12 protein-coding genes are annotated in these 11,896 nt (G+C 66.9%); 7 read left to right on the forward strand and 5 right to left on the reverse strand.

Annotated elements, in window-relative coordinates; translation table 11 throughout:
- Positions 1-34 precede the first annotated feature (34 nt).
- Together ACIBG8_RS14740 and ACIBG8_RS14745 are read right to left on the reverse strand one after the other, a co-directional pair.
- Positions 35-901, reverse strand: coding sequence for a NucA/NucB deoxyribonuclease domain-containing protein (locus ACIBG8_RS14740; protein WP_397343224.1), 867 nt, complete (start codon positions 899-901; stop codon positions 35-37).
- 412 nt (positions 902-1,313) lie between these two features.
- Positions 1,314-1,844 (reverse strand): hypothetical protein, encoded by a 531-nt coding sequence (locus ACIBG8_RS14745; protein WP_397343225.1) that lies wholly within the window; start codon positions 1,842-1,844, stop codon positions 1,314-1,316.
- A 29-nt stretch (positions 1,845-1,873) separates the two neighbouring features.
- Here ACIBG8_RS14745 and ACIBG8_RS14750 point away from each other — a divergent pair, with 29 nt between their 5' ends.
- From ACIBG8_RS14750 to ACIBG8_RS14765, 4 genes are all read left to right on the forward strand, one after another.
- Positions 1,874-2,266, forward strand: a complete 393-nt coding sequence (locus ACIBG8_RS14750) for a DUF5131 family protein (protein ID WP_397343226.1) — start codon at positions 1,874-1,876, stop codon at positions 2,264-2,266.
- Between the two features lie 175 nt (positions 2,267-2,441).
- A complete protein-coding gene (locus ACIBG8_RS14755) occupies positions 2,442-3,458 on the forward strand; it encodes an RICIN domain-containing protein (RefSeq protein WP_397343227.1) in 1,017 nt (338 codons plus the stop codon).
- 9 nt (positions 3,459-3,467) lie between these two features.
- Positions 3,468-5,207, forward strand: a complete 1,740-nt coding sequence (locus ACIBG8_RS14760; RefSeq protein ID WP_397343228.1) for a hypothetical protein — start codon at positions 3,468-3,470, stop codon at positions 5,205-5,207.
- Positions 5,208-5,364: 157 nt separating this feature from the next.
- Entirely contained in the window at positions 5,365-5,511 is a 147-nt protein-coding gene (locus ACIBG8_RS14765; protein ID WP_397343229.1) for a hypothetical protein, read from the forward strand.
- 900 nt (positions 5,512-6,411) lie between these two features.
- Here ACIBG8_RS14765 and ACIBG8_RS14770 read toward each other — a convergent pair.
- Positions 6,412-8,169 (reverse strand): DUF4132 domain-containing protein, encoded by a 1,758-nt coding sequence (locus ACIBG8_RS14770; protein WP_397343230.1) that lies wholly within the window; start codon positions 8,167-8,169, stop codon positions 6,412-6,414.
- A 303-nt stretch (positions 8,170-8,472) separates the two neighbouring features.
- Between ACIBG8_RS14770 and ACIBG8_RS14775 the strand changes: the two genes are divergently transcribed.
- Entirely contained in the window at positions 8,473-9,174 is a 702-nt protein-coding gene (locus tag ACIBG8_RS14775; protein ID WP_397343231.1) for a hypothetical protein, read from the forward strand.
- A 71-nt stretch (positions 9,175-9,245) separates the two neighbouring features.
- Here ACIBG8_RS14775 and ACIBG8_RS14780 read toward each other — a convergent pair whose 3' ends face one another.
- Positions 9,246-9,809: a hypothetical protein gene (locus tag ACIBG8_RS14780; protein ID WP_397343232.1), complete on the reverse strand. Its 564-nt coding sequence runs from the start codon at positions 9,807-9,809 to the stop codon at positions 9,246-9,248.
- Positions 9,810-10,000: 191 nt separating this feature from the next.
- Between ACIBG8_RS14780 and ACIBG8_RS14785 the strand changes: the two genes are divergently transcribed.
- Both ACIBG8_RS14785 and ACIBG8_RS14790 read left to right on the forward strand, forming a co-directional pair.
- Positions 10,001-10,588: a DinB family protein gene (locus ACIBG8_RS14785; RefSeq protein ID WP_397343233.1), complete on the forward strand. Its 588-nt coding sequence runs from the start codon at positions 10,001-10,003 to the stop codon at positions 10,586-10,588.
- A 123-nt stretch (positions 10,589-10,711) separates the two neighbouring features.
- Positions 10,712-10,993 (forward strand): phage tail protein, encoded by a 282-nt coding sequence (locus ACIBG8_RS14790; protein ID WP_397343234.1) that lies wholly within the window; start codon positions 10,712-10,714, stop codon positions 10,991-10,993.
- Positions 10,994-11,359: 366 nt separating this feature from the next.
- Here ACIBG8_RS14790 and ACIBG8_RS14795 read toward each other — a convergent pair whose 3' ends face one another.
- On the reverse strand, positions 11,360-11,758 hold the full coding sequence (locus ACIBG8_RS14795) for a hypothetical protein (RefSeq protein WP_397343235.1): 399 nt from the start codon (positions 11,756-11,758) through the stop codon (positions 11,360-11,362).
- Between the last annotated feature and the right edge of the window lie 138 nt (positions 11,759-11,896).

The raw sequence follows: 11,896 nt of genomic DNA on the forward strand, positions 1-11,896 counted from the left end.
AACCGCGCCCCCACCGACACCTTGTAGGCCGGGCTCAGACTTGGACGTAGAACGGGTCGCCGTCCAGGACCCGGTTGGCCTTGTAGAACCCGGTGACCAGTCCGCCCTGGCTGTTCTGCTCCCCCTCAGGCACCCAGGACCAGCCGCGGGCTTCGGCGGGCAGGGTGTCGCCGCCTTCCTGGGTGGTGGCGAAGGGGTATTCGTCGCAGCTCATGCCGGCGGGGCGGGGGCCGGTGACGCGGGTGCTGCAGGCCTTGTCGCGGTTGCGGCGTTGCTGGGCTTCATCGGCCTCGCGGTGGAGGGCGTGGATGCCGGGCACGCCGTAGCCGCCGCGGGACTGGATGGTGCGGATGTTGGCGGAGATCTGCGGGAGCTGGGTCATGGTGGTCATCGTGGGGATGAAGGTGGTGACCACGCAGCCGGGGAACATGGTGGTGTTGAACTCGTCATCGCAGCGGACGGTGATGTTCAGCACGCCGCGGCCCGGGATCTGGCCGTCGGCCTCGGGGACTACCGGGATGACGGTGACCTCGATCTCGGGGGTGTGCCTGGTGGAGGTGGGGTCTCTGAAGGTGAAGTCGCCGGCAAACTGGGCGCCGGTGATCAGGGGTCCGGCGATCTCGCCGCCCGAGGCGCACGGGCTGTCGCAGTCGGCGGTGAAAATCGCCGAGGATCCGGCTGGGATGCCCGGGGTGCCGAGCACTTCGATGGTCATGCGCGCGGTGAAGGTGTTGGAGTTGACCTTGGTGCCCACCACCGTGGTGGCCAGGTAGTTGGCCACCCCGACCTGCACGCCGTCGACGTAGTACCGCACGTGGCCGCTTCGCTGCTCGCAGTCGGTGAAACGGGTCCGTGCAGGGCAGGCCGCTGCGCGCGTGCGGGCGGTCTGCGCACTTCGCACGCGCGGGAGCGCAGGCTCCCACGACGCTTCCGCCCGGGTAGGCGGGGGTGGTGGAGGTAGCAGCCGACGCGGACTGCGACGCGGAGGCGACCAGCAAGGGAGCGAGGAGGGCAAGATCAGGAGGCGGTTGATTCGCGAACGGGTGGGAGTGGTGATGCGCATGTCACCTCATGGGGCGGGAGCGTGAGCTGGGAAGATCACAATCCCTCCGCCACCCCTACTGCTCCTAGTAGTTGAGAGGTGACTCTATGTAGCATTCCGGTTAGGTCTTCGGACCGCGGTGAGAGGCGGACCCGATCACCGACCTGTCGATCTTGGCTGGGTTCGTGACATCCATGATCGATGTCTCGAAGCCCGTGTCGCCTCCTTCTTTAAACTTCTCTGCACCAACACCGATCGGCGCCTGCTCGTTCTATTGGCCGCCGGCGGGCTCGATGTCGATCACGACCAACTTGTCGAGGCGATAGCCGTCAAGGTCGGGCAGATTCCAGCTCTCGCCTGGTCTGATCTGATGGAACCGGAAGGTCGCATTGGTCTCGTTCGCGCTCAGGATGCACCGCACCGCGCTGGGCGGGTCGAGCATGTAGACGCGCTTGCTGAACTCCAGGGCGAACGCGACACCGTGCCGGAGCAGAGTCTCCTGATCCTCTTCGCTGATAACCGGTGCGTCATCGACGGTGGCAACCTCCACCGGGACGAAGTCCTCCAAATGGAAGGAACTGTCAGAGCACTCCCAGGCCGTGAGGTCTGGGAAGAACGAGGGTGCGTCTGCGGCTCCTCCCGTGGAGTCGGCCCAGGTCAGGACTTCTCCGCGACGGACTATCCCCCGTGCCGCGCGTTCTCGAAGGTCCGGCGAGAGGCCACCAGGCGGTGCAACGACCGTCAGAGCGGTCAGCAGCTTGAGCGCCTCAACCGCGGCGTCGTTCATGGTCAGGGAAAGCACGCGACCCATGATCGCAGTGGGACCGCCGCATGAGCACGGCGACCAGAATCGAGTGGACCGAAGTCACGTGGAACCCAACCACGGGATGCGACCGGATCTCGTCTGGGTGCGACAACTGCTATGCGTTGACGCTGGCTAAGCGGTTGAAGGCGATGGGGGCCGACAAGTACCAGCACGACGGCAATCCTCGGACTTCCGGCCCGGGGTTCGGCGTGGCCGTCCATGAGACCGCGATGACCGAACCGCTGCGTTGGCGCATGCCGCGCAAGGTGTTCGTGAACTCAATGAGCGACATCGGACATGCTCGAATTCCCCGATCAGCGCAGGCCCGGATCTGGGCGGTCATGGCCCACAGCGGGGATGAAAAGGCTTCACTGAAGATCAACCACGCGACACTCTCGGGGGCGCTGCTCACCGTGTAACTCGCCGTAGATGAACGCGGCCCCACCCTGTCACGATCTGGGCTTCATTCTGAGAATCAGGAACAAGTCACCCCGACCGGCGACGGGGATAGGGGGAGTCGCACCCCTTTTAAGGGGATATGTCGGATTAAGATTCAGTATTGTCAATCCAGTCAGATCTCGCGATTATCAGAAAATGGTTTCTCGCTATTTCCTCCTTCGCGACCAACTACACAAGAGGTGTGTGGTCGCGGGCGAGAAGTTCGGGAAGGGCTACGTCTACCACCAGGACGAAAAGGCGGATCATCACGAGCAACCCACCGACCTCACCTCGCCCGTCGGCCCGCCCGTGCGGGACGTCGCCCAGTGGCGGTTCGAACCCGCCACCGACGACTATTTCTACCTGGTCGACCGCCGCCACCGAGCCGCCCTCTCCGCCGGAGACGGCCTGACAATCCGACATATCATGAAATACGCGGGCAATAAGGCGGCGCAGTGGAAACCGGAACCTACCGACGAGCCCGGTGTTTTTCGCTTCGTTAATCGTCGCTATCCGAATGACGCGCTCATGGGTGGCGACAACGAGGTCGGTGACCTCTACCACCAGCCGCCCGGGCACCGCACCAGCGGTCGGTGGGCGGTGGAGATGGTCAGCGATGGCGAAGGCGGCCCGCCGGGGTTCATCGTGTCGCAGAAGCTGGAATCGCTCACCTTCGACACCGCCAAGGCTCCGAAGTGGAGCCAGGTGCCGGTGCTGGTCATCAACCGGGTCCGGCTGCGCAGCGAGGGCGCCGAGCAGCAGTTCGTTCTCAAGAGCGAGCGCTCGCGCAAGAGCACCGAGACCATCTCCACCGACCACCGGCTCACCCTCGGCGTCCTGGTGTCGGTCAGCATGTCGGTGGGCAAGGCCGACGTGGCCAACTACAAGATGACCGAGGAGATCGAGTTCGAGTACGGCTTCGCCAGGAACAACACCACGAGCACCGTCAAAACCACCACCACCGGGCTGACCGCGCCGGTACGCGCCGGATCAGGCCGCCCCGTCTACCTGTCGGGCACCCTGTCGGAAGGCCAGCGCGACGTCGGCTTCACCGCCAAAGTCACCACCACCTACGCCACCCCGCCCGCAGCGGCCCAGAAGGCACCGGCCACGGTGACCGGCACCTGGACCCAGGTCGGCTACCTGACCGGCCACCTGACCTTCTCCCACTAAGGCGCGGCGATGACCTCACAAGATGCCCGATATTTCATCATCCGTGACCTCGCCCACCGCCAGGCGGTGCGCGGCGGCGACGACCACGACCGCAGGGCGTACCACGACGACCCGGCCAAACGCGACAACGCCCTGTGGCGCTTCGAGGAGGCCGACCCCGGCTTCTACTACATCGTCGACCGCAAGCACGTGGCCGCACTGTGGGCGGGGACCGAAATGGAGCGGGTCTGCCACGAGAAGGCCTACCACGGCAAACACGAGGCCCAATGGGAAGTGCTGCCCACCCCGGACGCCGGGGTGTACTGGCTGCGCAACCGCAAGACCGGCGACGACCTCGTCGCCGGAGACCAGCACGACCACAAGGTCTACCGGCAAAAGGCGCACGACCGGCGCAACGGGCAATGGACCATCGAGCTGACCAACCCCGACGCCACCATGAAGGGCGGACCCCGCAACGTCATCGTGGACGAGCAGGTGGTCGGCCCGGTGACCTTCACCGAACGGCCCGCCGACGACCTGGAGATCCCACCGCTGCTCGTGGTGGACAACCTCCGCGTCACCAACGCCACCACCCTGGACCAGGACATCTCGCTACAGCACACGATCACCGACACCGTCACCACGACGGTCACCACCACCCACACCGCCTCCGTACGCTGCATGTCGGCGCTGACCATCGAGCTGGGCAACCCCAAGGTCGCCGGGGTGTCGATCAAGACGCAGACAAGCGCCAAATACGCCTTCACCAGCGCCCGCTCGATGGCCCAGGAGGTGAGCAACATCCTGACCGTCACCATCCCCGTCAAAGCCCTCAAACGCAGCGAAGCGGTCGTCTCCACGCTGCTGCGGCGCAAGGTCGTCAAAGTCGACTTCGAGGCGGGCGTGCGCCGTGTCCTGGCCGACGGCAGCGTCCGCCTGGACACGGTCAAGGGCCAGTGGCAGGGCGTGGAGTACATCACGGCCGAGGTCGACGTCACCGACCGGCCGCTCGGCTCCACCACCCTCCCGACCAGCCGTCTCGGCCGGTGGACGGCCATCCCCCGGTTCGGCGACGGCTCCGCGCCGCGCGACCTGGCCGTCGGCGGCGACGGCATGGTGTGGATCGCCTCCGACGGCAACCAGGTACGCCGCTGGAACCCGGCCACCAAGACCTACGACACGCAGATCGAAGTGCATGCCGTACGGATCACCGCAGACGACCGCGGCGCCGCCTGGCTGATCGACAGCGACTCCGTGGTCCGGCGCATCGAACCCCCACGCGGCAGCGAGCACGCCCAACTGGTCACGGTCAGCCCCCGCCTGCGGGAGGCGGTCGACCTCGCGGCGGGCAAGGGCGGCGTGATCTGGGCGCTGGCCGGCGAGCACCCGGTGGGCGGCGGCGATACCCCGCTGCTGCGATGGACGGGACCGGCGTGGGAGCCCGTGCCCGGGATCAAAGGGACAGCGGTCGCGGCGGGCACTGACGGCCTCCCCTGGGTGGTGACCGCCCAGGGACGGCTCTTCCGTCACGAGCCGCCCTCTACCTGGACAGAGGTGCAGCAGTCCGCCAAGGACGTGGCCAGATCGGCCGAGACGTGGGTGGTCACGCCACTCTCCCCCGCGGGCGACAGCGCCGTCATGGTCTTCGACGGTACGGCCTGGCAGACGGCGCCCGGCGCCGGGGCGGCGCGGCTGGCCGTCAGCCCCGACGGGGTGCCGTGGCGCATCAGCGGGGAGGAGGTGTCCTACCTGGCGACAGAACCGTCCTGAAACCTCAGTCGCTGCTCGCCAAGCGAGGCGGGGCGCTCAGGCGCCTCAGCCCTGGCCATAGGCGGCTGTGTTCTGGGCCCGTCTGGTGAGGAGATCCCCGCCCTCGCCATGCTGTGTCTTCGCGTGAGGAAGACGACCGGGTGGGAACATATCCGTCGTGACCATCTCGTCCCACGAGCCCGGCACCGATGACCTTGACGCGGGCGACCTCGACGCGGCAGATGCTCCAGCCTCGCGGCCGACGTGGGTCCGACCCCCGGCCGACCCGCGCGAACAGTTCGGCGACTGGATCGCAATCGCCTAGCCCGGCGCCGCACAGCTCCAGGAAGGGATACCCGGGGTTTCGTCGGCTCTGACCGGGGTCAGGCCAGGTACACCTTGGGCGAAGAATGTCGTTGCGCTGCGGCTCTGGCGGCTCGACTCTGGAGACGAGAGAAGTCTCGTCCTGACCAGGAGAAGGAGCGAGCCGTGAGCCGGCGTTTTCCGTGGGAGCCGAATCAGCCCCCGGGTAACAGCGAGCCTCCAATCCATATCCCGCGACCTGGCGAACGCGCCCAGTCCCGGCTTCAGCGCCGTCATGGTCATCATTGCGATCTTCGGCGTGTGCGTCATCGGCCTCATGGGCCTGGCGTTGTTCATGGTCATCACCGGGGGCTGACGGTTCCGCACCCGGGCAGGTGACCGGCTGCGCGCATCTCACCTGGGGGCAGCAGATCGCCCACTACAGTGCTGGCCATGCCCATGCCCACCGTCGTGCCTTGGCCACACCGGCTGACCTGCCGAACCTGCCGTGCCACGCAGCTGGCTTGGCTGCGCTTTCACCTGGCCACGTGGTCGAAGGCTCGCCCGCGATAGACCGCCCGTCCCGCAGAGGGCAACGGGCGGCTGCCTGTTCATGCATCGCGGCTGCATGAACGGCGCCGCTCTGCGTGACCCTGACGCACCCGATGCCGACGATGACGAGATCTGAGCTCGGGTCGCCCGGGGTGCGATTCCTCCTGGGCAACCCGACTTCAGTGGGTGTTGAACACCCACCGATCTTGGCCGGAGCTGTGTTGAGTGCGGAGATATCTCCACGCCTGGAGCCCCCATCCCCCGCGTCAGTCCGCCCGACCCCAGATGCCCAGCAGATCCTTACCCGGCCAGAAGCCGTGCGCCTCCGCCATGTGCGCCGCCGCATCGTCGTGTCGGTGCTGCATAACTTTTAGTGCCAATATCCGTCGTAATGGTCGACCAGGTGCTGGGCGTCCGGGCCGGCCGAAGCGGCGGCGACTGTGAGATCGGCCTCTCGCAGAATCTCTGACCGCACCAGGGGCGGCACCGAGGCCGCGGATACCTTCTGGCCGTCGCGGTGGAAGGTCATCGGGTTGGTCGCGCACAGCACGTCCGGCTCCCAGCCCTCGTCGGACATGCCCTCGATGACGCGCAGGAGCCAGCGGGCCTGCCAGCCCGCAAAGTCGCGCACCACCTCGCCCTGCCCCTCGTAACAGTCGTTCTCCCAGTAGCCGATCGACGCGCCGGTCCAGCCGTACCGGATCAGCTCCGTCCGAGCCAGGTCGTAGCGCACGACGTGACCGGCGATACGGTCCGGCTCTTCCGCGTACACCTCGCGGAGGACTTGTTCGAACGGCTGCGCCAGACCCCTCTCGCGCCACGCACTCGCTTCCTCGGCGCTCGCGCCACCCGGGTGCCACAAGACGACAGGGCCTTCGGGACGGCGCCCGGCCAACTCCCAGCCGTCGACGGTTCTGACGGGCAGGCCGGCGGGGCCGCCGGGGATCCGCCACACCAGGGCGCGGGCGTAGGGGCCAGTGACGGGGTGGTCGAGGAGATGGTCACCGACCTCACGCCAGGTCCATGCACGCTGGTGGATGAGCGCCTGCTCCAGGCGGTGGCGCGCGGCCGTGTGCGCTTGCTCGATCTCTTCGGGCGTCGCGGCGGTGGCGGGCAGAGTGCGGCCGAGGAACTGGTCGCGGGTCAGCGCGGCGGTGACGGCGAGCGCGTCGAGCGCGCGAGTGACGTTCTCCTGTACGGACGCCGCCCGCACCCGCGCCTGAATGAGCGCCAGTGGGGTGACGGTCTCGGGCCCGCCCCGGCGGGCCAGCACGCCGACAGCCTCGTTGGCGACGCTCTCGCTGCGGCAGGTGGAGCCGGGGCCATCGTGGCCGGTGCCGCAGGTGACGGCGACGTCGGCGAGCAGCGACGGGACCCAAGGTTCGTCAATGACCTCGCAAGTCCAGATCAGGCCGCGCGCCACCGAGACGGTCCGGCCCTTCAGGAAGCGCTCCTCGCTCCAGCTGATGGCGGCGTGGTGGCAGACGAAAGGGCCGCCCCGATAGGCGGCCAGGCGGGTGACCAGCTCGTGGACCAGGGCGATGGCCTCAGGAGTGAGCAGGTCGCAGACGACCGGCAACCAGCCGTCGCCTGGGGCCGGCGTGTCAGCGGTGGCCCAGTGACGTAGCAGCGGCAGCATTCCGGCCAAGCGGAAGCCGTACTCCTCGGCCAGCATCGTGGCGAAGGGGTCGGCCTCCCCGACCACGTTCCTGACCGCGCCGGCTGGGCCCTCCTCGGTGAGCAGGCTCTCCAGGAGCGACTGGAGCTCTCCGAGGTCCGTCAGGTGGCCGAACAGGTCGCGGCGCTGTTGCGGATGGAGCAGGTGGGCTGCCGACAGCGGGATCCGATAGAGCTCCTCGTAGCGGGTGTGGCCCTGGCCGGCCCAGAAGCCGGCGCGTTCGGCCAGGTTCCAGGCGTCGTCCGGCGTCCAGTCGATGGTGCGCCCGGCCACGGTGCGGACCAGGCGCAGGACGCGCTCGTCGTAGTCGTGACCGCCCTGCGGGCTGAGCCAGAGCTTGGTGTGGGCGTAGGTGCCGTAGAGGCGCCAGTCGGTGTCAGGCCCGGGGCCCAGACCCTGCTCGGTGAGGGCGTCGAAGCGCTGATATGCCTCCCTGATTGCCGGTTCCATATGATCCCAATTTCCCGCAAACGTCATTCGGTGATCGTAGTCGTACGATGTCCGAATGAAGATCGTCGTTCTGGACGGCTACCAGCGGATCGCTTGAGACCTGGGTGTCCGGCGTCCTCTTTTGGAGGCGGCCCCAGCGAAAGATCAGAGGTTGTTCGACACCCACTGCAGATCCCGCGACAGCAGCTCAGTGGATAAGCCGAGTTATCCACTGAGAGCGGCCAGAATCTCAGTGGATAACGACGCCGCCGGGCCTGTGATCGCCGGGGCGAAACTCAGCGGATAATAGGGAGCGGGTCAGCGATGGCGGATCCAGACCGGCGCCGGACCGGGCAACCCGAGGTTGACGCGCTCCTCGACCGGGCCGACGCCGCGAACCAAGCGGTGAACGAGATCGTGACGATCAACCAGGCCGAGGGCATCGTCTCCGGCGTCCGGGTAGCCGACCTCGTCTCCGAGCACCAGGCGCTACACGAGCGATACGAGCAGGCCGAAGCCGAGCTGACCGCCGCGACAGCCGCTGGCGATCCGGCTCGGATCGCCAGTGCCCGCCACGCTCGCGATGCGGCTAGCGCCAGCTGTGACCGTGTCGGCCGCGCCTTGCGCCGCGAGATGGCGGGACTGGCGGAGGCGGGCTTTGAGCGCACCGGCGCGCTGCTGGCCCAGGTGCGCACCGCTTGGAGCGCAGAGGACGCCGCTCGCGACGCCCTTGCCGGGCGACCGCCGGCACCCGGGCGGGAGGTAGTGACGATCGTGGACGAGCCCGCACGGCCCTACCCGACGGAGTGGATCGTCGAGGGGCTACCGCCTCTCGTGGATGGGGTCGATGATTGGGCCGCCCGTGACGCCTACCTCGCCAACGGGCACGCTGACGTCGAGCGCGACGATAGCGCTCCCGACGACGAGGGGCGCGGGCCGGAAGCCAATGGGCCGGTGAGCCCGGCCATCGCCTTGCGCCCCGCCCGCATCGGTGCCTTCACCGATCCTGCGCGATGCGAATTGTAGAGCTGTGAGAAGCCAGGAAGGCCATCACAGGAAAACGCAATCGCCCTGGGAGACGCCTGACCACTCCTGCGTCACCAGCGAGCGTGAGCCAGCACGTCGGCCAATTCCGGATTGTTCCAGCCGTCCACGACAAGGACCTTCTCCTTGGAGAGGTACCACAGGCGCTGGGTGAAGCGCTTGACCGTCTTGCCAGTCTTGAAGGAGTAGCACTCCCCCGCCCACTCCCTGTACTCGGCCTTTCGCGCGCCCACCGGCCGGAACTCGTTCACCAGTGGCTTGTCCGACGGGAATCGCTCACCGTGGTCGGTGTCCGACCTGAACCGGCAGGCGTTCACTCCGGTTCCAGGCTCGAATTGCCGGTCGGTGCGGTACCCCTTCATGTCGTTCCCCCCCTTTATCGTCTTGGCGCCCACCAGCTCAAAACTCGGACAGGTGACCTTCTTCCTGCCGCACTTCTCGGTCGTGACCGTCAGCCAGTCGGAGCTAGCGGTGAGGCGACGCACCATCCATCCATCGGGCACGGTCAAGGTCATTCCGCCGAAGGCGATCGTCTTGGTCTGCGCCGCAGCAGGAGCAGCCGGGCCCGCCGCAAGGGGTACCACCAGGGCCGCGACTATCGTCATCGTCTTGATCATGTGCAATTAGAGTGTCGATCTGCCCGAAAGGTTGCGACCTACCGCGTCGTCATCGTCGGTGACCGGCATGGAACTCCACCACCGTCCCTGCCCTCCGCGCCGCCTGGTAGGGGTGGGCCGCCGCTTCAACACGTGGCCGACTGAGCCCCGCCAGCTGAGCCCCCGGGCGCGAGCTGACAGGATCGTGGCCCATGATCGACGATCTCGCGAAAGACAACCTGCACGAGAGACTGCGGCGGGACCGCAAGGCGCTGCTCTGGAAACTCGACGGCTTGTCCGAATACGACGCCCGCCGACCTCTGACAGCGACCGGGACCAACCTTCTCGGCCTGGTCAAACACATGGCCACCGTCGAGGCTAGGTACTTCGGCGAGGTCTTCGACCGCCCATCCCCGGAACCGCTGCCCCAGTGGCAGGACTCCGACGGGAGCCACTGGGCGACCGAGGACGAGACCCGCGAACAGATCATCGGGTTCTACCGGCGCACCTGGGAACACTCGGACGCGACGATCAACGAGCTTCCCCTCGACGCCCCCGGCCACGTGCCGTGGTGGTCGGAGTCAACGCCAGCCTGGCACATGAACTTGTTCGCCATCATGCTCCACGTCCTCGCCGAGTCCACCCGGCATTCCGGACACGCCGACATCCTGCGCGAAGGACTCGACGGCCGGACCGGGTTGCGCCCCGAACACGAGGAGCCGATCGACGAGGAAGCCCGCGCAGCCTACCGCGCGAAGATCGAGCAGGCAGCCAGGGCAGCCGCATCAATCAAGGCTTAACCCCGATCGCGCCACCGTGGCCCCACCCTGGGTGGGGCCACGGTTCACCTACGCCCACCAGCAAGATCACTTAACGCCAAACGTCGGAGTGCTGCGACGTGCCCTAACGACCTCGAGGCGCTGTTGATCGGCGGCAGGCAGCCAGGAGTCCAGCCATCCGGGGAGCTCACGCTGTCCGAGTCGCTCGGCCAGGGCGAGGCGTTCGCGGACTGGGTCAAGACACGCCCCAACGCCGATGAACCACGAGCGACCGTCACCGTCGCCATGCTGGATAGCAGCGGCAGTGCGGTACGGCGCCTTCGCCTCACCAACGGCAGTGCCAGCACCTGGACAGGCGCCGATCCCAACGCCAGCAACGAGATCGAGACGGTGACCATCGCCTACGACGAAATCAATGTTGAGTGAGTGCGCTGTCTTCAATTACCTGATCGACCGGCCTGCTGCTCCTGGACAGCTTTCCGTTCGGCAGAGCCGTTCGCGTTCTGTAGCCGTCACGGCGTAACGCCTACGCGTGACGCTAACTCGCTCGGCGTCGACAGCGGCCCTGAGATCCGTACGGAGAGCCGTCACCGTAACGGATATCCGTACGGTTCGCAGATCAACGCTCGAACCTCCAAAGACCCCAGAAACCGTGCCTGCCCAGGGCGAACGCGGGGGTTGAGAAACAGGCACTCAGCTTGTTCTTTATCCACCGGGTTGTTGTAGATCGGCGAGGCTGCGGCCGCGGTGACAGTTTGCCCACCTCGGAGCGTCGTGCAGGAAGCAGGCGTGTCAGCAGCAGTGCAGCTGCAGGCAGAGCAGTCTGTCACCGCCGTCGGTGACGAGCAGCGTCCCGGTGTACTGGGGCTGGGGATCGGGCTGCAGCCAAGGGTCCAACGGGCCTTTGAATGTTTTGCGGCACCGCTCCCACGTGGCCAAGCGCTGGTCATCGGCGATCCACTCAATGTCCTCATGAACAATGACTGCGAGTGCGGTGCCCGACGTGCGCATTAGTCGCTTGGCGAGCAGGCTAGTCACGCGATCGTTTTCGACCACCCAGCGACGGCCGAGGTCGTCTATCACCTCGCCAGCAGCCAAAGGGTGCGAAACGATCCGAGATTCACCGGGCAGGGATTCCTCTCGCAACCGCTTCACCATCTCGGCGAAGGACTCGCCTCGCTGCTTGGACATGATCCCTAGGTTCGGGTCGAGTCCCTTCTGGGTGCAAGGCATTTTCGGTGTCTGCGGCTAAGACCGCGCGTTACCGGGCTGGGGGTTTGGTCGTTTCGGAGACAGCGGGGCGGCCTTGGAGTGATCATGTGCGGTGCT

This window comes from Nonomuraea sp. NPDC050556, from assembly GCF_044457355.1.
Taxonomy (GTDB): Bacteria; Actinomycetota; Actinomycetes; order Streptosporangiales; family Streptosporangiaceae; genus Nonomuraea.